General features: G+C 49.4%; 18 protein-coding genes. 1 reads left to right on the top strand and 17 read right to left on the bottom strand.

Features of this window, described 5'->3' with window-relative positions:
• Positions 1-51 precede the first annotated feature (51 nt).
• Together dtd and rpe are read right to left on the bottom strand one after the other, a co-directional pair.
• Positions 52-525, bottom strand: a complete 474-nt coding sequence (dtd, locus tag SPICO_RS03075; protein ID WP_013739231.1) for a D-aminoacyl-tRNA deacylase — start codon at positions 523-525, stop codon at positions 52-54.
• Positions 522-1,196 (bottom strand): ribulose-phosphate 3-epimerase, encoded by a 675-nt coding sequence (gene rpe / locus SPICO_RS03070; RefSeq protein WP_013739230.1) that lies wholly within the window; start codon positions 1,194-1,196, stop codon positions 522-524. Before rpe ends, dtd begins: the two co-directional genes overlap by 4 nt.
• 334 nt (positions 1,197-1,530) lie before the next feature.
• On the opposite strand from rpe, the gene greA reads away from it, so the two are divergent.
• The gene (gene greA / locus SPICO_RS03065) at positions 1,531-4,224 is read left to right on the top strand and encodes a transcription elongation factor GreA (protein WP_013739229.1); all 2,694 of its coding nucleotides are present in this window, start codon (positions 1,531-1,533) and stop codon (positions 4,222-4,224) included.
• Positions 4,225-4,313: 89 nt separating this feature from the next.
• Here greA and murJ read toward each other — a convergent pair whose 3' ends face one another.
• The 15 genes from murJ to mutS all read right to left on the bottom strand — a co-directional run bounded on the left by murJ (position 4,314) and on the right by mutS (position 23,020).
• Complete coding sequence (murJ, locus tag SPICO_RS03060; RefSeq protein ID WP_013739228.1) at positions 4,314-5,876, bottom strand: murein biosynthesis integral membrane protein MurJ; 1,563 nt, start codon at positions 5,874-5,876, stop codon at positions 4,314-4,316.
• Entirely contained in the window at positions 5,869-6,996 is a 1,128-nt protein-coding gene (tgt, locus tag SPICO_RS03055; protein ID WP_041395509.1) for a tRNA guanosine(34) transglycosylase Tgt, read from the bottom strand. Before tgt ends, murJ begins: the two co-directional genes overlap by 8 nt.
• A 31-nt stretch (positions 6,997-7,027) precedes the next feature.
• Positions 7,028-8,119 carry an LptF/LptG family permease gene (locus SPICO_RS03050; RefSeq protein WP_013739226.1) on the bottom strand — a complete coding sequence of 364 codons (1,092 nt, stop codon included), beginning with the start codon at positions 8,117-8,119 and terminating at the stop codon, positions 7,028-7,030.
• Entirely contained in the window at positions 8,116-9,399 is a 1,284-nt protein-coding gene (locus SPICO_RS03045) for an LptF/LptG family permease (RefSeq protein ID WP_013739225.1), read from the bottom strand. Before SPICO_RS03045 ends, SPICO_RS03050 begins: the two co-directional genes overlap by 4 nt.
• Positions 9,400-9,409: 10 nt before the next feature.
• Positions 9,410-9,856, bottom strand: a complete 447-nt coding sequence (gene dut, locus SPICO_RS03040; RefSeq protein ID WP_013739224.1) for a dUTP diphosphatase — start codon at positions 9,854-9,856, stop codon at positions 9,410-9,412.
• A complete protein-coding gene (gene pnp / locus SPICO_RS03035; RefSeq protein WP_013739223.1) occupies positions 9,856-11,973 on the bottom strand; it encodes a polyribonucleotide nucleotidyltransferase in 2,118 nt (705 codons plus the stop codon). Before pnp ends, dut begins: the two co-directional genes overlap by 1 nt.
• A 138-nt stretch (positions 11,974-12,111) precedes the next feature.
• Positions 12,112-12,378, bottom strand: a complete 267-nt coding sequence (gene rpsO, locus SPICO_RS03030; RefSeq protein WP_013739222.1) for a 30S ribosomal protein S15 — start codon at positions 12,376-12,378, stop codon at positions 12,112-12,114.
• Positions 12,378-13,274: an FAD synthetase gene (locus SPICO_RS03025; RefSeq protein ID WP_013739221.1), complete on the bottom strand. Its 897-nt coding sequence runs from the start codon at positions 13,272-13,274 to the stop codon at positions 12,378-12,380. Before SPICO_RS03025 ends, rpsO begins: the two co-directional genes overlap by 1 nt.
• Before the next feature lie 34 nt (positions 13,275-13,308).
• Entirely contained in the window at positions 13,309-14,184 is an 876-nt protein-coding gene (gene truB, locus SPICO_RS03020) for a tRNA pseudouridine(55) synthase TruB (protein WP_013739220.1), read from the bottom strand.
• Complete coding sequence (rbfA, locus tag SPICO_RS03015; protein WP_013739219.1) at positions 14,174-14,548, bottom strand: 30S ribosome-binding factor RbfA; 375 nt, start codon at positions 14,546-14,548, stop codon at positions 14,174-14,176. The genes truB and rbfA overlap by 11 nt, the downstream gene beginning before the upstream one ends.
• Before the next feature lie 9 nt (positions 14,549-14,557).
• The gene (gene infB, locus SPICO_RS03010; RefSeq protein WP_013739218.1) at positions 14,558-17,503 is read right to left on the bottom strand and encodes a translation initiation factor IF-2; all 2,946 of its coding nucleotides are present in this window, start codon (positions 17,501-17,503) and stop codon (positions 14,558-14,560) included.
• A 43-nt stretch (positions 17,504-17,546) separates the two neighbouring features.
• Positions 17,547-18,980: a transcription termination factor NusA gene (nusA, locus tag SPICO_RS03005; RefSeq protein WP_013739217.1), complete on the bottom strand. Its 1,434-nt coding sequence runs from the start codon at positions 18,978-18,980 to the stop codon at positions 17,547-17,549.
• The gene (locus SPICO_RS03000) at positions 18,970-19,470 is read right to left on the bottom strand and encodes a ribosome assembly cofactor RimP (RefSeq protein ID WP_013739216.1); all 501 of its coding nucleotides are present in this window, start codon (positions 19,468-19,470) and stop codon (positions 18,970-18,972) included. The genes nusA and SPICO_RS03000 overlap by 11 nt, the downstream gene beginning before the upstream one ends.
• A gap of 158 nt (positions 19,471-19,628) precedes the next feature.
• Positions 19,629-20,075, bottom strand: coding sequence for a ComF family protein (locus tag SPICO_RS10075; protein ID WP_083810405.1), 447 nt, complete (start codon positions 20,073-20,075; stop codon positions 19,629-19,631).
• 290 nt (positions 20,076-20,365) lie between these two features.
• Entirely contained in the window at positions 20,366-23,020 is a 2,655-nt protein-coding gene (gene mutS, locus SPICO_RS02985) for a DNA mismatch repair protein MutS (protein ID WP_013739214.1), read from the bottom strand.
• Positions 23,021-23,075 lie beyond the last annotated feature (55 nt).

Here is a 23,075-nt window from a genome sequence, read left to right as displayed (position 1 = left end):
GTGCTCCTGAAAGATTCTGTAGTAATAATACATTCCGGCATCACCGCCGTTTCATGTGATTTTCGCCGTTGGTCGTCCAGTCGACCGGGCAGACTCCATCAGAAAGGTCGCAGGACCGTCATTTTCATAGATGACACGCATATGTGCGCCGAAACGTCCTTCCTGTACAATGACTCCTTCGCCTCTACAGGCCACGAGAAACCGTTCATAGAAATCGCGGGCGATATCGGGGGACGCAGCAAAATCCCACGAAGGACGATTTCCTTTGCTCAAATCAGCGACAAGGGTGAACTGACTGACTACGAGGATAGCTCCACCGACATCCTTCACGGATAAGTTCATTTTCCCTTCGATATCTTCAAAAATCCTGAGCCGAGTCAGCTTGCCTGCCATGCGCGGAATATCTGTCCCATCGTCATGGACATCAAAGCCGACATAGACAAGCAATCCCATGCCAATGGTGCCGATGGTCTCTCCATCGACCACCACTCGTGCATCCTTCACCCTCTGGATGACACATTTCACCGTGCCCGTCCCAGCGACAGAAGGTCAGCTACATAAGAAATCTTATCAGGAGCGGAAAAGAAACTGCTTCCGGTGACCAGGACATCAGCACCACTATCGACGGCGTCTCCCGCAGTCTTCGCATTGATGCCGCCATCAACACTGATGAGGAAATCATACCCTTCCGTCTCGCGCAATTCGGCGAGCCGGGCGATTTTTTGCAACATGGAAGGAATCATCTGCTGTCCACCGAATCCTGGATTCACTGACATGACCAGAACGATGTCGCTGATCTCAAGCACATGTTCTATGGCACTGACGGGAGTGGACGGAACAACGGAAACGCCACTTTTGCATCCCAAGGAACGTATCTGCTGAAGGACACGGTACAGATGAACCGTCGCTTCATGGTGAACGGTTATGGCGTTCGAACCGGCCGAGGCGAACTGCTCGATGAATCGTTCCGGTTGTGAAACCATAAGATGTGTGTCAAATGTAAGGGGGCTGAATGGACGTAAAGTCCGGATAAGATCCCAACCAAATGAAATATTCGGCACAAAATGCCCGTCCATGACATCGAGATGCACCCATTGGGCGCCTGAATCGGCAATAGACACCAAATCTTCTTCCAGATGTGAGAAATCTGCTCCCAAGATGGATGGCGCGATAATCAGGTCTTCATTCTTTGTCATGCATTACATAGTATCAGATTGATTGTTCTCATGCAAATCATAAAGTGGTATTCCAGGGCATTCCGGGGGTATCAACCAGCTCTTTGACCATTCCGCCATCATTCCGCCATCTGGTTTCTCCAATCTTCTTTCACATTGCTAAAGCCAATGAAATGTGATATGATGAGCAAGTAAGTTTTAGGAAAGCATACTTCAATCAGCAAAGTTAATTCCGAGCAGAACTGACTGATTCACGACAAAGAGAGTCAATCTGCGCGGTTTTCTTTTGCATTGGCGAATACGCCTTTTTCATGTGATTTGGAGTATACGCATCGTGGATGTACAGGAGGGCGTTATGGCGGAACATAAAATCATGGCCATGCTCACAGCCGAAAAATGGACGAGAACGACTCTCGCCAACTATACCATTTCCAATTTTCATGAATTGGACGATGTATTGTCGTCATATGAACCTGAAGAATTGACAGAAGTCAAAGATGCCTGCAAGGAATATCTTGCCAAAAACAAGAACAGCGTCATCGCCATGTATATCGCGGGAACTATTTCCATAGAACAGAATCCTCTTGACGATACGATTATCCTTCAACTTGCAGAGATGTTCCAGGAAAGCAAGAAGTGGAATATCGTCGAATTCCTGTGTGAGAAAATCCTCAAGGCTTCCGGTGAGAACCGCTATGCCCTGCGCGCCTTGGCTACATGCTATGAAGCGACCAACCGCGAAGATGAAAAATTTTCTGTCTGGGAAAGATTAGTCAAGGTTGACTATGATGAAATTGAAATAGTCGAGAAAATTGCCCGCCATCATGAAGCTAAGAACGACCTTGAGGCTGCGTGCTTCTACTACAAGCGTGCAATCAATAGGTATATCAACGCCGAGAATTTCCCGGCGGTCAAGGAACTGTGGACGAAATTCCTGACTATCATGGGCGATGATTTCGGCTATCTGCTTGGTCTCACTGAACGGGTAAGAAGTCATTTTGATACCTTGGATCGCACAATTTTCCTGCTTAAGGACCTCAACGAGAAGGTTTCGGGAGATGTGGACAAGCGTATCATTGTCCTAAAAAGGATACTGGAGCTTGAACCTCTGGCTCATTGGGCCCGTACTTTACTGGTCGATGCTTACAAGACGAAGTACACCGAACATGGGCGTCTTGCCGCCTGCATGGAAACAAGCGGCATCCTCCAAAACTACAGGGATGTACATACAGCAATTGAAGATTTTGAGAAGAACATATCTTTCGATACCGGTACTTTCGTTTTCCACAAGACGTGGAATATCGGTCGCATCAGGAGCATCGATAACGATAGGGTTATCATTGACTTCTCACATAAGCGAAATCACGAAATGTCGATATCCATGGCTTTTTCATCTCTGCTTGTGCTGCCCAAGACCCATCTGTGGGTCTTGAAAAGTGTCATTCCCACGGAAAAGCTGGCGGCACGTTTCAAGACAGATATCGTCTGGAGCTTGAACACCCTCCTCTCATCCCATGCCGGACAGGCGTCCTTCAAGGAAATGAAGGAGGAACTGGTTCCTTCCATCCTTACTGCTGCGGAATGGTCGAAATGGATGCCTCTTGCCCGCAAGGAGCTGATGAACAATCCTCTGTTCGGAATCAGCGCGACTGACTCCGATACCTTCACGCTCAGAAATACGCCGATAAGCTTCGAGGAAAAACAGTACAACATTTTCAAGAGCGAGCGTAATTTTTATGACAAGGTTCGTCTTGTCCGTGAGTTCATTGAGAGTAAGGGAGAAGTTGAAAGTGATTCTTTCATGGAAATGATTTCTTATTTCAATGACATCCTGGCCAACACGGACGAAACGGATGACAAGAAGATGTCTTCATTCCTTCTCCTTGACGAATTGCGGAACGGAAGGTATCACCTGTCTTTCATCCGTCCCTCCAAAGATTATACCTTCGAGGAATTGTACCTTGGCGCGGACAACATCGTATCGCTTTTCAAGGAGATTAAGGACAGCGAGCTGAACAAGTCTTTCATCACGCAAGTGATGCGCAATGTCGAGGACTGGCCTCAGGTTCTTGTCTCTCTGTTCCCCTATTATCTGACGACCTTCATCCTTGACAAAATGAAAATCAACAACCATAAGGAGCTGGTTTACAAGATACTCAGGGACAGCGTGGATGCGTACAAGGAATTCCCGGAGCAGTTTCTCTATCTTGCCCGGACGTATGCTCCAGCGCAGTGGGAACTTGCAGGAATTTCCCACGAAAAGCTCTTGATTGCGGAGCTTCAGCTTCTGGATTATACGTATCTTTGCATTGAAAATAAGAAGGATGTCACGGAAAACAGGAAATATAACAAGCAGTTGCATGGACTCCTGTTCGAGGACGGGACTTTGATGGATTTCATCAAAAAGCATGATGCAGATACCGCTCGCCGCGTTTACAGTCTTCTCCAAGACATCAACAGCATGGAAATGATGGGAAAGAAAATCGAATTCAAGCATGTGATTGGTGAAACCTTCTCTGATTATGCATGGGGTGATGCGGATTCACGGGCCGACACAGCCAATCTGATTCCGACTGGACTCTTATGTACCCAGGCATCCTTGGATGCGAAGCGTGCGGAACTGGACAAGATCATGAATATCGATATTCCCGAAGTAGCCAAGGAAATCGGTGAGGCCAGGGAGCTTGGCGACCTACGGGAAAATTCGGAGTACAAGTACGGCAAGGAGAAACAGACTCTCCTCAATGCCCAGATAAAGAAGCTCCTGGAGGAGATTGACCGTGCCCAAGTAATCCAGCCTGGAGCGGTAGACACTTCAAAGACTGGTTTCGGCACACGGATTAGCTTGCATGACAACATTGAGGACAAGGATGTCGTTTATACTTTGATGGGTCCTTGGGAGTCTGAACCATCAAAAAACATCTTGAGTTTTCAGGCTCCGCTGGGAACCCAACTGATGAACAAGACTGTCGGACAGAACTTCAGTTTTGAAATCAACGACAAGAAATATGATTTCACGGTCTTGAAGATTGAACGGCACGAATTCTAAAACAAGGTTTCAATCCCATACATGATTTTCCAATAACAATCCGCTGACTCAGTTGGTGGATTGTTTTATTTCTGGATACAAGAGTGCGCTTACTTTTCCTGGTTTTTCTTTATTGCCGCCACAAAATCTATCCGAGCTATCCTGTAGAACACGAAGGAACATCCTAATCCAGCACATCCAAGAACAGCGACAGCGAAAAAATTGCTCATGGATGAACCCCTCTCCCACCACGTGAAATTTCCGGCGACATAGAGAAGACCACAGATGAGCAGAGGGACATTGGCAATCAGGATGCGAGCGGACTTCTTGACCAGTTTCGCATGGGAGAAACCATGTCGTGGTATCAAGACAATACCATATAGGAACAAAAAACCCAGAAACTGGGAAATAGCGGCGGCAAGGGAAAGCGACTGGATACCCAAACCACTCCGGATGAACAGATACGTCAGAAAGATATCCATGCATGTGACTCCCAAAGATACAATAAGAGGCAGACGGTAATCTTTGCGAGAATAACAACACCGTTGGAGGAAGGCATAACAGGCTGAAAAGGTCATTCCTGCCAGATACCATGTCAGAACCTTTGCAGTCATACGAGTATTTTCTGCGGTGAACAACCCTGTCTGCAAGACAGCAGAGATGACCTCGTGACGGAGAAAAAAAAGAATCAGGGCACTAGGAATCATGAACATGCATAAGTTTTCCAAACCTCTGCACACCGCACTATTCCATGACGATTCGTCTTTGCTGGAAAAAGCAACACTCAACTGGGGGAAAAGGACAGTCGCGATAGCAGTGAAAAAGATGCCATAAGGAGTCTGCCAGAAGATGATTGCGTTGGACAAGGCAGTGACGCTCCCTTGCTCCAGAGCGGAAGCAAACCAGTAAGAAACCTGCTGAGCAAGCACAAGGATGATTGAAATGAAGGCCACGGAACTCCATGCACGAATGAGCCGGGAGAAGTCAGGAGTTCTAAACTGAAGGTTCGGCCATAGTCTGTATCCGAGCTTTCTAACGGGTATGTATGTTGCAAAAGCTTGTAAGAACCCTCCTGCCACAACACCGAATGCCATGGAAAAGGCTCCGAGCCGGGAAGAAAGGAACAGGATGGAGAAAATTACGCAAAGACTCATCAAAAGGGGCGCAAAAGCCTGCGCCACGAAACGAGCGTGGCTCTGTAGGACAACAGCAAAAATGTTGGCTATGCTAATCGTCGCCAAGAACAGGACAAACCAAACGAGAAGCTGTGCGGATAGTTCCCGCTGTGCAGGCTCGTGGAAGTCCGAAATGAAGGAAATAATCTCTGGCGCCCATAATGCAGTCAGCACGCTCAGCGGAACAAAAATGATAATCTGCGCAGCAATAAGTGTCCCGAATAATCTCCGAGGTCGTTCCAGCTGGTCAGGATCCGCCTGTATGCCATCACTTATCACAGGAATAAAAGCAGCTGATACCGCCCCTTCGGCAAAGAGCTTGCGGAAATTATTGGGGATGTTGAAAGTGAAGTTGATGACATCTGCCGTTCCACTGGCACCAAAAACAGAACTGATTACACGTGCCTTCACAATGCCAAGCAGACGGCTCAACAAGGTGGCGCACATGACGACGAGGGAGTTCCTTCTCTCCCCTGCACTTCCTTCAGTGTCAGACATTTTTCTTTTCCCCGTAATAACGGGCAAGGTATTCCTTTCGGAACACGGAAAAAGAATTATTTTTGATGGCATTCTTGATGCGTTCCATCAACGTATGGAGATACATAAGGTTATGTTCAGTTGCCAGCATGGGACCGAGCATCTCCCCCGCCTTGAATAAATGGCGTATGTATCCACGGGAATATTGTGTGCAGGCAGTACATCCACACGTTGGCTCGACTGGTTCGCTACTGAACTCATGGATGGCCTTGGTGATGTTCACAGGACCATCATCTGAAAAAAGAAGACCATGTCGGGCTGTACGGGTGGCAAGGACACAATCGAAAAGATCTATACCATTGGCAACAGCATCAAGAATATAGTCGGGACTACCGATGCCCATTACGTAGCGGGGTTTTTCAGGAGTCACCATTTCAGTGGTATAAGCAAGAAAGTCAGAAAACCGGTCGGGTGTCTCACCTACGGAAAGTCCTCCGATGGCAATGCCGGGAAAATCCATCGCGCTGATTGTTTCAGCGCTTTCTTTACGGAGTTCCTTGAAAAAATTCCCTTGGACGATACCAAACAGACATCCGCGAAACTTTTCGCCATTCTCATCACGTCGGATCAAGGACCGTTCTGCCCACAGCTTCGTGACCCTCCACGCTTCCTGTGCTGCCCGATAGTCAATGTCAGGGGGTGTGCAGACATCCAACACCATTGCAATGTCGCTGCCGATAATCGTCTGGATATCAACGACTTTCTCCGGAGTAAATGCATGTCGGCTTCCATCAATATGACTCTGGAACGTAACGCCGGCATCTTTGATCTTCCTGAGTTTTGACAGGGAAAACACCTGGAAACCACCGCTATCGGTAAGGATGTTATGTTTCCATGAAGAAAACGCATGTAAGCCGCCGAAGCTCTCCAGGACATCGCAGCCTGGACGCAAGTACAGATGATACGTATTGCCGAGAATCAAACGATACCCCATCTGTTCTACTTTCTCATGATAGATTCCCTTCACCGTCCCGTTAGTACCGACCGGCATGAATGCAGGAGTCTCGATGGTTCCGTGAGGGAGAGAAAGAAGTCCGCAACGAGCATGGGACCCTGCATCAATATGAGTGACAGTATGGATTGGATGTGACATAGTACCTTCCCTGAAGGCATCATACACGATTGACGCGGAGAAAAAAAGCAGATGAAAGAGCAATCATAAGACCGAGAGGCAGGAATACGCCTGTCAGTGGTGATATGACATACTGCTTTGCAAGAAGCAAAGTCACTAATTGTGTGACATAGAACACGATGGCTATGCCGATACTCGTGAGAATGCTGAAAAGCAGGACATTCTTCTTGTATTGATAATTCATGGAACAGGCAATGATCATCAGGATAAAGGGAGTCAAGAAGCTGTAAGCTCTCTCATAATAATCCGTTGCCGCCGTTGCCCATTGATAAGGATCAAGCCCTTTCATATTGTCCAGATACCAGAGAGCCGTCTTTCTGTCCATGTTTTTTATATCTGTTCCCAGATACGAAAAAAGACCAGGTTCAATATCCAGGATGTCAGACATTAACGTATCTTCATGGAAGGAAAGAACGGTATCGCCCTCAGTGAAGTTCTGGATTGAAACATCGGAAAGAATCCATCTCCGTTCAGTCTCATCCCACTGCGCCATGCCGGCGGAGGTTCTGCCGGTCATCCGGCCTCCTGGCCCGTCTCGTTCAATGAGAACCATGTTCATGATTCTCTGCCGTGTAGCGTCATATCGTTTTGCATGCAGGACGAACCGACCGCTGGCATCGACAAAAGTAATGTTCCTGTTGTCCTTGCTTGTCTGCGACCCAGTATACTCTGTCTGTACTTCAACCCTGTTGACGCGTGAAGGTATCACAATATATTCAGTAGCAGCCAAGGTTGTCATGCTGACGCATATTCCCACCGCCATCATTGGTATGATTACTCGGATATAGGGAATCCCTGCACAGAAAATAGGAATCAGTTCGTTGGAAGAATGGATCAAGGCCAAGGTCAATGTAGCGGAAAAAATTACCGCAGGGCTGATGACCAACGAAACAGCATCGGGAATATAAAGGACAGTGAGTCTCAGTATGGCAAAGAAAGGTACCTCATTCTTTGCATAGGAATCCAGGTTGGTAAACAGATCCACAGCGACGAGCAGGAGCGTACATATTCCAAGGGCGGAAAGAAATACGGTGAGGAAACTACGCATTATATAACGATCAAGAATCTTCATGTGCGAACCTGCCGGGAGAGAAAGGCAAGACCGATGGCAAGGACCAGGACATCCGGAAACCACATAAGCCATCCGGGAGAGAATGAAACGTCGAATATCTTCAGTTGCATGAAAAACAGAATAAACCAATATACACAGGCAATAAGCAATGAAAGTCCGAAACCGATGAGCCTGCCGTGCCTGACCTTGATGAACGAGATAGGCAAGGCTGTGAGTATCAGACAAAAACACGCCGCGGACAGTGCAAGTTTCTTGTGCAGTTCCGCTCGGTAATAGGTGTAATAGAAGTCTTCAATTTTATAATTTTTAAGAGAAGTGATTTTCTGTTCAAGCTGTCTGGCATTAGTTTTCAGTCTTTCCTTCTCAGTTCCATTATCCGTGTCTTCGGCTTTAGCCTTGACTGAAGCGAGTTCATCGGCAAGGGAGTTCTGAAGCCGGAGATTTTCCTGTTTCTGTTCATTGATTTTTTGTTTCCTGACTTCTATTGCCGAAATCAGGTCACGGGATGACATCTGCGCGGGGGTAAGCGTGGCAAGAGCTCCGCTCTGGTCGATGAAGTCAACGGAAAGTCTCGCGGTTCTCGCGGAACTTAGCGACCATGACGAAGGATCAGTGCTGGAAACTTCGAGAACCACAGGATTCTCCAATTCCAGTCGGTAGGTCAAGTTCTGGGAAATGCCTGGGAATATCGTTCCTTGTCGGGCGGATATGGTTCGCGGTTCGGCAGTTTCTTTTGCGTCGAACAAGATGATGTCATGTATGATATTATCTTCGACGCGCCCAGCTGTGATGATTTTATCTCCGACTGTCACGGATGAGTAGCTGGCGACATCCAATGTTGGAATCTTCTGCATGATTTCCCTGTATTCCTTCTGATATCTCACTGAACTGAAAGGAAGCAACATGTCGGCAACGATGAAAGTCAGCAAGGAAAGAACAATTCCTATCACCAGCACTGGAGAAAATATCCTCCGGTAGGGAATGCCACTTGAACGCATTGCAATTATCTCATTATGGGCGGAGAACTCCCCTATCACCATGCTCGCGGCACTCAAGGAGCTGAATGGGAAAGTATAGATAAGAAACTGGGGAATGGAGAGTACGACAAGAGTCAGCATGTCAGCGACCGAAACGTTCTTCACCATGACCCGCTGGATGAGAAGAAGTATCTGGTTGACAAAGAAGATGAAGAAGAAAAATGTGAAAGCGACGGCAAAAGACGCAAGGAATTCCTTGACAATGTATTTCCTCAGCAATGTGTACTGTGCTTTGGCTTCCATCCGAAAACTCCTACCTTCCTGTAGATCCGAATCCTCCAGCACCTCTTTCAGTTCCATCAAGGCTGAGAGCCGGGCGGAAATCGGCCGTCACATGGGATGCTATCACCATCTGGGCGATTCGGTCACCTGACGCTATGGTGAAAGTTTTGTCACCATGATTAATCAAAAGTATGCGTATCTCCCCTCGATAATCGGCATCGATTGTTCCGGGAGCATTAAGGACGGTGACGCCAAATTTTGCCGCCAGACCCGACCGTGGCCGTATCTGTGCTTCGTAACCCTGCGGCAAAGCAATACGCAGACCTGTCGGAACCAATGCCGTAGCTCCGGGAGGAATGAGCAGGTCACTATCTGGCAACCATGCACGCACATCCGCCCCCGCGGCGTAAGCGGTCTCGTAGGAAGGGGCAGAAGCCCCTTCCTCAAGAATAATCTTCACGACAGGTCCGTCAGTCATTATTTCTTCGCATCCTTGTCTTCGATGGCATCGATATAACTCAAATTGAGACGCCCCATCCTATCGACCTCGATAAGTTTGACAGGGACGCTCTGACCCAAGGAAAGGACATCGCCGACGTTATTCACCCGTGTCTTTGCCAGCTTGGAAATGTGGCAGAGACCTTCCTTGCCGGGCAATATCTCGATGAAAGCTCCGAAATCCATGATACGCTTTACCGTACCTTGATAAATGCGTCCGACTTCCGGTTCCTCGACAATTGACTGCACCAGTTCCTTCGCTGTCTGCGCGCTCTTGCTGTTGCGTCCATAGATTGTCACGGTACCATCGTCATCAATGTTGATTTCAGCGCCGGACTGCAATGCGATTGACTTAATCGTCTTACCACCGGTTCCGATGATGGCGCCAATCTTGTCCTCATCAACTTTTATGGTCAGAATCTTAGGCGCATATTCGGAAACTTCGGCACGCGGTGTCTTGAGCGTCTTGCCCATGACATCCAGGATATGCAGACGTCCACGTTTTGCTTGGTCAAGGGCCTTGCTCATGATTTCAGGAGTAACTCCCGCAATCTTGATGTCCATCTGGAAAGCTGTGATGCCATCCTCAGTACCCGCGACTTTGAAATCCATGTCACCCAGATGATCTTCTTCTCCAAGGATGTCGGAAAGAACTACATAGCGAGCATAGTCCTCGCCTTCCGTGATGAGTCCCATGGCAATGCCAGCGACTGGTTTCTTGATTGGGACGCCAGCGTCCATCAGGGAAAGACAGCCACCGCATACGGACGCCATGGAAGAAGAACCGTTGGATTCCATGATTTCACTGACGACACGAACCGTATAGGGGAATTTTTCCTTTGGAGGTACGATGGCCTGCAAAGCACGCTGGGCAAGATGTCCATGACCAATCTCGCGTCGTCCGGTAGAAAGACGGCCAGTCTCACCGACCGAATACGGCGGGAAATTATAATGGAGCATGAAAGAGCTGAAAGATTTTTCTCCGTCAATGGTATCGAACATCTGTTCATCGCTTGCCGTACCCAGCGTAGTGACCGCAAGACTTTGTGTCTCGCCTCTGGTGAACAAAGCACTGCCGTGGGTCATGGGAAGCAGTCCCACCTCACAGGTGATAGGACGAATATCGTCTACCTTGCGTCCATCGGTACGAACGCCATTGTCAAGGATGCTCTTGCGGAGTATCTCATATTCCAAATCCTCGAACAGGGAATCAACTTCACCTGAACGCTTGGAATCCTCACCGATTACTTCCGCGAACTGTGCCTTAATGTCAGATTTCACCGCATCAAGGGCGTCATATCTGTTGGACTTGCCTTTCACAAAGCTTTTCTCCGCGACAAGAGGATATGCCGCGGCACGAATCGGCCCTAACCATGACAGGTCACGATTGATTTGGATGATGGGGAGCTTTTCTTTTCCCACAATCTTCTGAAGTTCAATCTGAGCATCGCACAGGGCGGTAATGACTGGCTGTGCCGCCGCAATGGCTTTCAGCATGACTTCCTCGGAAACTTCCTTGGCTCCACCTTCGACCATGGTAATGCCATCACGGGTGCCGGAGACAACGATATCAAGCTGGGCTTGGGCGGTCTGCTGGAAAGTCGGATTAATGATATAGTCACCATCTACCAAGGCAATGCGGACAGCCCCGATAGGTCCTGCGAATGGAATGTCACTGATCATGACGGCAGCGGACGCCGCATTGATGGCAATGATATCAGGCTGGTTGGCCTGGTCACTTGACACGACGGTAGGGACAATCTGTATCTCACGACCGAAAGCCTTGTCAAACAGGGGGCGCATCGGACGGTCGATGAGGCGGCTCACCAGGATTTCCTTGTCCTTGGGACGCGCTTCTCTTTTCAAGAAGCCGCCAGGTATCTTACCTGCCGCATAATACTTTTCATTGTATTCAACGGAAAGCGGGACGTAGTCCAGTGGTTCAGATGGCGCGGCCCCACAACACACTGTGGCAATGATGGCACTTCCCTCATATGAGGCGTAAATCGAGCCATTTGCCTGCTTGGCGATTTTTCCGGTCTCGAATACCAATTCTCCATCACCAATCTTCACAGAAACTTTTTTTACATCAAACATTCTTTTTCCTTCTTCGTTCTTTTTTGTTCTTTCTCATCCCTGTGCCTGATGAATATAAAAAGAGCTCCACTCCCGTGGCATGGGAGCAAGGAGCTTCTTTTCCACATCCATTGTCAACACATGAATATTCGTACAAAATTACTTTCTCAAACCAAGCTCTCGAATCAGAGCGCGGTATTTTTCAATATCATTATCGCTCAGGTAGCGCAGGAGACGGCGACGTTGTCCGACCATCTTGAGCAGTCCACGACGTCCGGCATAATCCTTTGGGTTTGCCTTGAAATGCTCTTGCAGGTCATTGATCCTGGCCGTCAGCAAGGCAACCTGAACTTCGGTGCTTCCTGTGTTGGCGGTATCGCCACCGAATTTCTCAACCAGTTCTACTTTCTGTTCCTTCGAAATCATTATGTGAAACTCCTCACGAACCCCAGTGAATCCGCCATAAATGACGCGGTTGCTTTTCCGTGAGCCATTTCGCCTGATTGTTCCGGAAGCCTGATATCGATAAATTCAGCGTCAATCGATACATGAGCCGGACGAGCAGTTCCGTCAAGACAACGGAATACCGTCTCATACATGCCTGCCGGAGGCAAAAGCTGCGCAATAGAACTGACACGATACCGCAAGCATCCGGCCTGGGTAGTGAAAGGGTATGGCGCAAGATCCACGGAATAGTCCCTGCCAAGCAAAGGCTTGATTCCCGGGATATTTCCATCGAGCAGCAAAGCACGAATCCTGGAGCTGCTGGCGACCAGACCATCTTCCGTCCTATAGAACGGAGGCACAATCACCTGTCCTCCGGGAGACATCCTTTGAAGATATTCCTGCAGCTGAACAGGTCCGGCAGATTTGTCCGGGGCACCGCAGCGGAAATCCTCTCCAACGACCACAGCCCTGACAGAACAAAATCCGCAGACCAGGCCAAGGAACTCCTCACCAGAGAGTTTACTGATTTCATCAGAAAAGTCAATGATGACATGGTGGTCAAGATCAAATGAAACAAACATTTCATGTTCCAGTCGTGCCGTAATCAACGGAAGCTGGTTATTCTTGCTTCCGTGGGTCATCTTAGGGTTTCGATTGAAGGTTATTACCATGCTCTGCCACGAATCGGCTGTATGTTCATGAGCTAAGGAAACACATTCCTTGAGAATCAACTGATGTCCCAGATGGATGCCGTCAAAAACACCAATTGCGATAACCATGGGAACCTGCCACAGGATGGGATTAGCAACAAGAGACATGAAGTCATGCATCTGCATGCCCTGCTCCTTCCGTCCTGGGATGTCTCCTCCCCTCATCTCCTTCCCTCCTGTACGTCTGAGTTTACCAGGCTCATCCGGCGAATCTGGCCAAAGCTTTCGTACACCTACCCTGTGAATCAATGGCAAGGACAGCTTGCGCGATGCCTTTCCGGTCATAGGCTATGGCGTAATTTTTTCCATGTAGGGTTGCGAGCGGCATTGTGCCAGCAGCCGTCAGATTCCACATATCTTCATCTTCCAGTCTGAGAACGCCACATGAAGACAGGCGTAAAAGCAGTCTATCCGCTTCCCCGACAAGATTCCAGATGCCTGCGTAATCATCTGCCGTGACAGCTTCCTCAAGAGTATAAGGGCCGATTGCCGTTCTGGTAAGGTGCTGGACGAAACAGTGGCTTGCGCAGGCATGACCCAGATCCCGGGCGATGGATCGGATGTATGTTCCTTTGCTTACGTGGATATCTGCGGTGAGAAATGGCGGTTCCCAAGAGACGACATTGAAGGAATGAATGGTGACAGGACGTTCCGGTATATCAACAGGACGACCGCTGCGGACAAGCCTGTGCGCCCTTTCTCCTCCGACATGTATAGCGGAAAAGGCAGGTGGTCGTTGCATGACCGTACCAAGAAAACCACTGTTGATCGCTTCACGTATGATAGCTTCATCCGGTACAGGAGCTTCAGCGACAACATCCCCTTCTGGATCGAGAGTATCGGTTTCCCTGCCAAAATGGAAAACAGCACGATATTTCTTGTCAAGACCACTGAAAACGGGATTAAGCCGCGTCAGTTTGCCTGTCAGGACTATCATCAGACCGTCAGCGAACTTATCAAGAGTCCCCGCATGACCAACATGCGGGGAGACAAGATGTTTTATAGGAAAAAGAGAAGCAAACGACGTCACCCCTGGGGGTTTGCGCAACAGGAGTATGGAGGACTTATTCTCCATTTCCCGCTTTCTCACGTTCCTGGCGCAGGGAGTCTAGCAGCGCATTGATTTCATCTCCGTCCCTCACTGCTACGTCCGCCTTGAATGTCAGACGTGGCGTATTGCGGGTACCCAGGAAATCCCCAACCCTTTTCTGTATGAAACCAGCGGCTTTTGTCAAAGCAGTGATGGAACATTCCAGGTCATGGTCATCAATGGGGGCGGACAGATACACAGTCGCATAGGCATTGTCCTTTGAAACAACAACGCGTGTGACGGAAACCAAGGTATTCAAAAGAGGATTTTTTATTTCCCCGGAAACGATAAGCATACCGACCGCCTCTCGTACCCTGCTTTCTATCCTTTTCTGACTGTGCTCGCTCATATGCTTCTCCTAGGTGTTGAGTGTATCGAGTTTTTTGGCGACTTCCACGGTTTCGACGACTTCGAGGATATCCCCGACCTTCAAGTCTTGGAAATTCTCCAAACCGATGCCGCATTCATACCCAGCGGTGACTTCCCTAGCATCATTTTTGAATCTTCTCAGAGACGTAATCTTTACCAAAGACTTGTTGATTTGGATACTGTCGCGGATAACGCGCACGACGGAATTCCTCTTGACCTTGCCTTCGGTGACATAAGAGCCGGCAATGATACCGACTTTCGGCACTTTGAAGATATCACGTATCTCGACCGTACCGATATCCACTTCCTTAGTGTCAGGCGTCAGCATGCCTTCCATGGCGGCATGGATGTCCGTCACTGCATCATAGATGACGTTGTACTTGCGGATATCAATTTTCTCTTGGTCAGCCAAAGCCTGTGCGCGGGGCGTAGGTCTGACATTGAAGCCGATGATAAGGGCATTGGAAGCACTTGCCAGCGACACGTCGCTTTCAATGATTGCGCCAGCGGAGGCCCGAATGATATTCAGGCGAATCTCGTTGTTCGACAAATCTTCCAGAGCATTCTGCAATGCTTCGACGGAGCCTTGGACATCACCCTTGATGACAACATTCAACTCCTTCACATCATCACGCTGCAACTCACTGTAGAGATTATCCAGAGTGACTTTCTTTACATTGCGGCTCTGTCCGAGACGCTCAAGCTCCTGACGTTTCGCACCAATCTGACGAGCCTGCTTTTCATCCTCGGTGACTTGGAAGGGATCTCCTGCGGAGGGAATGTCTGACAGACCTATGATTTCAACTGGCGTGGAAGGACCGGCTTCAGGTATCTTTATTCCTTTGTCATCAAACATGGCACGCACACGACCAGCGTAAATACCTGCTACATAATGATCGCCTTGGTGCAGAGTACCATTCTGAACAAGGACTGAGGCCACGATGCCACGTCCTTGGTCGATGCGTGATTCAATGACCTTTCCTTCCGCCCTTACGGTCGGATCCGCGGTCAGCTCAAGCATATCCGCCTGGAGCAAGATGACATCGAGAAGTTCATCGATGCCTTCCTTTTTCAATGCGGAAATCTTGCAATATAAAGTCTGCCCGCCCCATTCCTCAGGAACTAGCCCACGGTCGGAAAGTTGCTGCATGACCCGGTCAGGATGCGCGTCAGCAAGATCAATCTTGTTGATGGCGACGATAATGGGTACCTTTGCAGCCTTTGCATGGTCAATAGCTTCCAAAGTCTGGGGCATGACGCCGTCATTGGCCGCAACAACCAGGACGACAATATCGGTGACTTGTGCGCCACGCGCACGCATCATGGTAAATGCCGCATGTCCGGGTGTATCAAGGAACACAATGTCTCTTTTTCCTTCAAGGTCAATCTTGTATGCGCCTATATGTTGAGTAATGCCTCCAAATTCACCCGCAACGACATTGGTCGAACGGATTGCATCAAGCAACTTTGTCTTTCCATGGTCAACGTGACCCATCACCGTCACAATCGGAGCACGAGGGAGGACATGTTCCGGAGTGCTCACTTCTGTCGGGATGAGTGTCTCGTCATACAAAGAAACAATATGTATCTCGCTGCCATACTCACCAGCCAGCAGACTTGCGGTGTCGCTGTCTATTTGCTGGTTAATCGTCACCATCATGCCCATGGAAAAGAGCTTGGCGATGAGTTCGCTGGCCTTGAGATTCATCTTCTTCGCAAGATCGCCGACGGTAATCACTTCAGCCATATCAATGACTTTAGGAACTACATTGGTCTTGATCTGAGCCTTGCGCTTCTGCTGGAACTTATAATTCATCTCCTGTTCCGAGTCGCGCTTCTTGTATGTCGCATCCTTCTTCTTTGCGAAGGTCTTCTTAGCCGGTCCTTTCTGTCCATGGGAGTCCATGGGCGCAGCTTCTTCAGGCCGTCCTCCTCCTGGACGCGGCCCAAAGCCACCGGGTTTGCCACCCTGGTATCCGCCGCTTGGACGTGGCCCTGTCCCACCGGGGCGTCCACCTTGATAGCCTCCACTGGGACGCGGAGCGTATCCACCAGATGGTCTGCCGCCGCCACCTTGATAACCGCCGGAAGACGGACGCGGGGCGTATCCACCAGATGGTCTGCCGCCGCTACCTTGATAGCCGCCGGAAGACGGACGTGGGGCGTATCCACCGGACGGTCTACCTCCACTACCCTGATAGCCGTCGGAAGACGGACGCGGGGCATATCCACCGGACGGTCTGCCGCCACCACCCTGATAGCCACCGGAAGGACGTGGAGCAGAGTCACCAAAAGAACGGGATGGGGAACCATACGTTCTCTCAGGGCGGGGATCCATTGAACGGCCTCCTACCGTGCCAGCGGCACGCCGGCCGGAAGGAGTCGCTGAACTTTCCTGTGCTTCATTCCTGCGGGACTGCCATGCGGCATGGTCGGCAGCCGTCTGTCCCTGACCGGGGACAGGAGGAAGATTCGTCGCAGGACGAGACACAACGGGTCCGTCATGGAGATGAGGATTTATAAGACGCGGAGATGGTGTCCGGGAAGTCTTGGGGGGCTGTGCGGTAGCCTGCCTGACATTCTGAGCGGGACGCGGAGCGGAAACGCCCGCACGTGAAGCAACCATAGCTTGTCTGGCCGGTAAAGGCAGAGCCTCCGTCGGTGGTGCAGGCACCTGTCCAGTTGCCTGTACAGGCGCTTCGACGGATGAAGGCGTCGATGTCTCGTGTACTACGGGTGCTTGCGGAGCCACAGGTTTGTTGACGACGATTTTTTTCTTTATGACCAAACGCTTCCTGCCCTCGGCGGACTCTGGCGCAACCGTTTCCTTTGAAACGCTTGGGGAGGGTTCCCTTTGGGGAGCCACGGGAGCCTTCGGGGCGATCCTGTTATGCTTGATCAATGTTGCCTTTGGCTTGTTTGTCTCTTCGCTCATGCTATCCTTTTCTTTTTTATTCTATCCGATGTTCATTTCATCGTCATTTGTCGTCATCTTCGTAGATATGTTCTTCTTCGATGGACACGAATTCGTTGAAGATTTCATCCAGTTTCTGTTTTTCCTCGACAGTAACATCGTCCAGGGAAGTCAGTTCGGCATCGTCCAGATTGATATACTGACCGACGGTATAGATGCCATGGGAATTCAGCTTGGCAATCAACTCGGCATCAATCGGAAGTTCGGAAAGGTTTAAGTCACCTTCGTCTCCATCTTCTTCCTCGGTCACATAGTCTTCATCAGCAACCTCGCCTTCATCAAAACGAAGTGCCGGCACATCCTCAGTCATTTCGTAATCGGAAACATCCTCGACTTCATCTGCGTCGGTGAACAGCGCCTCGGCACGGGAGCGTGCGGTGGATGCAATGTCAAGCTCAGCGAATTGAGCTTCAGTCTTCACCTCGATTATCCAGTCAGAGAGTTGGTTCGCAAGACGGACATTCAACCCTTGCTTACCTATGGCCAAGGAAAGCTGCGTATCATCGACGATAGCCAGAGCTCGACGTTCATTCTGTTTCAATAGGATGACATCTTTCACCTCGGCAGGCGCAAGAGCGTTGCGGATGAAGACCTCAGGATTGGGATCATACTTCAATATGTCGATTTTCTCCCCTTCTATCTCCTTCATGATAGTCTGAATGCGCATTCCTTTCAACCCAACGCAAGCACCGACAGGGTCGATGTCATCACGATGCGAATACACGGCAACCTTGGTACGGTAGCCTGCTTCGCGTACAATATCATGTATCTCTATGCTGTGATCATAGATTTCAGGAACTTCCAATTCAAACAGGAGTTTGACGAGTTCGGCGCTGGTGCGGGACAGGACGACACGCACTCCATGGTCGGTTTTCTCGACCTTTTCCACATAGAATTTGACCTTGTCACCCTGTCGGTATACTTCCCTGCTGCTCTGGTTACGACGGGGAAGGATACCTTCCGTCGAGCCGATATCAACGTAGAAGTCGTCACCAATCTGCCGTTGTACATAACCTATGATTAACTGACCCGTTTTGTTCTCATATTCCTTGAAAGTCGTATCCTTCTGGATGTCTCGCAGGCTCTGGCGGCTCCGTTGTTTGGCACTCTGGATGCTGATGCGGTCGAACTCCTTCAGGTCGATGGGAACGAGCAGTTCGTCTCCAATCTCACACTTACCTACAAGTTCCTCCGCTTCTTCCAAGGAAATCTCAGTAGTCATATCATAGTAATTCTCATCCTCGACGATGATGCGGCGGGCATTCAGGGTCACGTTGCTCAGGTCGTCGGAAAACTGGACGACAGCGTTTGCGTCGGTTCCGAATTTTCTCTTATATGCGGCACGAAGAAAGTCCTCAATGGTCGAAATGACGAGATCCTGCGAGATTCCCTTTTCCTCAACCATACTTTTTATTGCTTCGCTCAGATTAGTTGACATGTGCCCCATCCTCCCAGATGTAGTCAAGTTTAGCTTTTTTGATTCGATCATACGGGATGTTCATTCTCTCGGCCAGTGGCTCGGCGGTTTCCCCGACTACCTGCGTCAAAATTACTCCAGCGTCGGAAACTTCATCGATGATACCGGATATCCACTGTTCTTCCTGACTGTCAAATATCCTGACCCTGTCTCCAGTAAAAAGTGAGAATTCTTGGACATCCGAGAAATTTCGCTGCAACCCTGGCGTCGAGACTTCCAGCGACAGTTCTCTGTCCTGCCACAGCATCTCCAGCCGAGATGCGACAAGCCTATGAACCTTGGCACAGTCATCGACTGATGTCGGCCTGCCGGACGCCTTGATGACAAGGAACACCGAAGAAGCTCCTTGCCGCACATTGCGGGACACCGAAACGATGTCCAGTCCTAAAGAGCGGACAAGCGGATTGAGTTCCTTGTAAATTTCATTGCTCACTAGTTCATTCTTCAACATATCGATCAAAATCCCATAAAAAAGGGACCGGCTTGCGCGATCCCCAACGTTTGAAACATTAGCTACATTTAATGTAGTGCATTATGCCTAGTATGTCAACCTGGAGTGCGGAATCGTTTTCTTACAGCTCATCATCACATCACCACTTTTTTCCCACGTCATGGTTCATCGCACAAGACAAGTCCGTGTATCGGCATTTGGAAAACATTTGAAAGCAAACCGGCGCAATGATGGAGTGTTCCACCGGACGTCCTGACATCGTCCACAAGGAGCATTGTTTTCCATGGAATACGGGAAATCGCAGTCCTCCTGAAAAAAAGCAGATGCTTCAAAGCATATCCATGGCTGTCAAGCCTCTGTTGACGAGTAAGCCCTTTCTGTTCTTCCTGCAAGTGGATGAGCAAGGAAGCATAGCCACAATTCGTCCGCGCCGCAAGTTCCCGACAGATGCACGCCATATGGTCAAACCCGCGTTTCCTGACATTCTTCTGTTGTGATGGGACAGGGACTATCAGACAGTCATGGGAAGACTGAGCAAGCGAAGGCTCCAACAAATCGGCGCACAGGCCACAGAGTCGGCGATATCCTGATTTTTTATAAGCCAAAACGATTCTCCTGCCAATGCCACGGAAAGGACCAACGCATCGGATTGTTTCTAAGGGGGACTCCCCTTCCGACTCATGACATCGCGGACAGTCTTGCCTCTGCCACAAAAGAAAGGTTCCGCACGTTGGACACTGGTTCCTATACAAGTTTTTCCATTCGTCCAACTCTGCCGTACATGAGGAACATACAGGAACAGAATATGTATCTCCATCCATACCGGAACATGGTAATCCACAAAGGATGCAACGCTTGATAAAAAAATATGTCATCAGGAAAGAATATATTCTTTCTATGTCTCCTGTTTCAGTCTTCGGAGCCTTTCTTTCAAACTTGCGACAAAATCGAGGGCTTCACGTGGAGTCGAGTCGTCAATGGAAAAATCTTCCAGTTCCTCCATGATTTCCCTGATTGGAAGAGACTCGTCATCGTCGGCACCGCCTAAGACGGCTGTGTCATTGTATCCGCTGCGCTGCCTATCATCCATGATGAACAGGTCGAGCTGTTCGGGAGCAGACATGTTGTAATCGGCGAAATGTTTCTTTTGGAAATCAGCGGCATTCCTGACAACATCAACGGGAAGCCCCGCGAGAGCGGCAACATGAAGCCCATAGGAAGAATTTGCCACTCCAGGAATCACCTTCCTCATGAAGATGATTTTCCGAGCCTTTTGCGCGACCTCAAGCGTCAACAGTTGTATCTGTGAAGTATCCAACATCGTCAGTTCATGATAATGGGTGGCAAACAATGTCTTAGTCCGCATTTCCTGAAGCCTCCGCATGATTGCGCAGGCGATGGACATGCCATCCTGAGTGCTAGTCCCCCGTCCAATCTCATCCATGATGACTAAGCTATTCGGAGTTGCCGTCCGGATGATATGGGCGGCTTCCTGCATTTCGACAAGAAAGGTTGATTCTCCGCGGGCAAGGTTGTCTGACGCCCCGACACGGCAGTACAGTCTGTCAACAAGTCCCATCCTGACCGAAGTCGCCGGAACGAAACTGCCGCTTTGTGCAAGAAGAACAATCAGCGCGTTCTGCCTGAGGTACGTGGACTTCCCTGCCATGTTTGGCCCGGTGATAAGGCAGAAACGTCCGGAATTTTCTTCCATGTCCAGGTTATTGGAAACAAAAGTACCAGCCCTCAAGGTTTTCTCAACGACAGGATGCCGACCTTCCGTGATGTGAAGGACATCTGTCATGACAAACTCCGGGCGTATGTAAGAACGTTCCCGTGCAAGCGTCGCATGGCTCTGATAGACATCCAGTTCACTAAGAAACTTACCGACGGCAAGGATTTTTTCCATGTTACGGCGCGTATCTTCCATCACCGCTTCATAAACGTGACGCTCTCGCTTCTCTGCATCGCTTACGGCACGAAGTATCCGTGTCTCGCAGGCAATCAGCTCGTCAGTCGTATATCGCTCTGCATTGACTAAAGTCTGTTTCCGGTAAAAATTCGCGGGAACTTTGTCAACCTGACCTTTGGAAACTTCCAAATAGTGTCCGATAATCTTGTTGTAGGACAACCGGAGCGTCGTTATTCCCGTTTCTCCTTTCACTTTTGCCAGATATTCCTCAAGGATATCAGTTCCGTGGTCACGAAAGCCGCGAAGCTCGTCAAGTACGGCATCATATCCATCCTTGATGACCGCCCCTTCCTCGAACGGCCCCTTGCTATCCTCATTGATTGCCTGTCCAATCGTCATCATCAGGGTTAGCAAAGATTCCAAGTTTTCGTCGCTGACATGGTAGCTGAGCAACATCTGGTATAATTCGTGTTTTTCGGACACAATCCGGAAGAACGTACTGATTGTCTGCTTGATGGAAACAAGATCGTGAGGAACCGCTTTGTTCATGGCCACACGAGAGGACAAGCGGACAGCGTCCAGGACAGTACCCAGTTCATTCCTCACTCGCTTCAATTCTTCCACGTCATCACAAAAAGATGCAATCCAACCATGTCGTCTGTCCAGCTCCGTCATGTCGGTGATTGGAGCGGACAGCCATGATTTCAACAGGCGGGTTCCTCCGGCAGTCCTCGTATGATCGACGGCATCGAACAAAGAAAACTTCTGAGTTCCATCCTGACTATTTACGACTATTTCAAGGTTGCGTCGGGTCGCTTCATCCATCTGCATGAGTCCGCCGGAAGTAACAAGTCGGAATGCAGTAATCTGTGTCAAGGATGAACGTGCTGTATCCATGAGATACCGCATGGCAGCACCACCCGCGGCAAGTGATGGATGGTCGCCAGGAATTCCGAATGCTTTGAGATTCGCCAGTCCAAGGTGACCGCACAGCAGGGTGAAGCCATCATGGACGGAAAAATAACCATGAGGGAGCTTTGTCACCATGGCTTGTCCTTCATCCACAAGCGCAGCGAAATTGGAATGGCTGAAATACTCATCTTCGTCAACCAGGATTTCCTTCGGACGATACTGGGCAATCAGTGAGCGTATCCGAGGAAGATGGTCTTCTTCCAAAACATCCAGGAGAAACTCTCCTGACGAAATATCGGTTACGGCGACAGGCATGCTACCAGCATGAACAGATGCCAGGCACACTATATAACTGGACGAAAGAGCATCAAGATAGTCATCGTCCACGACTGTCGCAGGCGTAATAATCTGCACGACTTCCCGTCGCGCCAAGCTCTTGACATCCGAAGTCATCTCCACCTGCTCGCAGATAGCTATTTTCTTTCCTTCGTCGAGCAGTCGCTTGATATAATTCCGTGCAGCGTGGTACGGAATGCCGCACATAGGGACTCCCGCGCGCTGGGTCAGGGTCAGATTAAGAAGACGGGAAACCTCACGGGCGTCATCCATGAACATTTCATAAAAATCGCCAAGCCTGAAGAACAAGATCATATCTACGTGGCGGGCCTTGATATCAAGATACTGCTGCATCATCGGAGTATTTTTAAGGACTTGTTCTTTCATCATGATGTCTCCTGAAATGGACAATCCCTGTACGGAGTGATCCGTCACAGGGATTGCA

This window comes from Parasphaerochaeta coccoides DSM 17374 (assembly GCF_000208385.1).
In the GTDB taxonomy this organism is placed as follows: Bacteria; Spirochaetota; Spirochaetia; order Sphaerochaetales; family Sphaerochaetaceae; genus Parasphaerochaeta; species Parasphaerochaeta coccoides.
This window is presented reverse-complemented; position numbering and strand designations above follow the sequence as displayed.

Excerpts from the sequence above, each read along its gene's own strand:
- infB (WP_013739218.1), bottom strand. The coding sequence starts at position 17,503 with ATGAGCGAAGAGACAAACAAGCCAAAGGCAACATTGATCAAGCATAAC.
- truB (WP_013739220.1), bottom strand. The coding sequence starts at position 14,184 with ATGGAGAATAAGTCCTCCATACTCCTGTTGCGCAAACCCCCAGGGGTG.
- pnp (WP_013739223.1), bottom strand. The coding sequence starts at position 11,973 with ATGTTTGATGTAAAAAAAGTTTCTGTGAAGATTGGTGATGGAGAATTG.
- murJ (WP_013739228.1), bottom strand. The coding sequence starts at position 5,876 with ATGTCTGACACTGAAGGAAGTGCAGGGGAGAGAAGGAACTCCCTCGTC.
- SPICO_RS03025 (WP_013739221.1), bottom strand. The coding sequence starts at position 13,274 with ATGAGGGGAGGAGACATCCCAGGACGGAAGGAGCAGGGCATGCAGATG.
- mutS (WP_013739214.1), bottom strand. The coding sequence starts at position 23,020 with ATGATGAAAGAACAAGTCCTTAAAAATACTCCGATGATGCAGCAGTAT.
- nusA (WP_013739217.1), bottom strand. The coding sequence starts at position 18,980 with ATGTCAACTAATCTGAGCGAAGCAATAAAAAGTATGGTTGAGGAAAAG.
- greA (WP_013739229.1), top strand. The coding sequence starts at position 1,531 with ATGGCGGAACATAAAATCATGGCCATGCTCACAGCCGAAAAATGGACG.
- rpe (WP_013739230.1), bottom strand. The coding sequence starts at position 1,196 with ATGACAAAGAATGAAGACCTGATTATCGCGCCATCCATCTTGGGAGCA.
- dut (WP_013739224.1), bottom strand. The coding sequence starts at position 9,856 with ATGACTGACGGACCTGTCGTGAAGATTATTCTTGAGGAAGGGGCTTCT.
- SPICO_RS03045 (WP_013739225.1), bottom strand. The coding sequence starts at position 9,399 with ATGGAAGCCAAAGCACAGTACACATTGCTGAGGAAATACATTGTCAAG.
- rbfA (WP_013739219.1), bottom strand. The coding sequence starts at position 14,548 with ATGAGCGAGCACAGTCAGAAAAGGATAGAAAGCAGGGTACGAGAGGCG.
- SPICO_RS03050 (WP_013739226.1), bottom strand. The coding sequence starts at position 8,119 with ATGAAGATTCTTGATCGTTATATAATGCGTAGTTTCCTCACCGTATTT.
- SPICO_RS03000 (WP_013739216.1), bottom strand. The coding sequence starts at position 19,470 with ATGTTGAAGAATGAACTAGTGAGCAATGAAATTTACAAGGAACTCAAT.
- rpsO (WP_013739222.1), bottom strand. The coding sequence starts at position 12,378 with ATGATTTCGAAGGAACAGAAAGTAGAACTGGTTGAGAAATTCGGTGGC.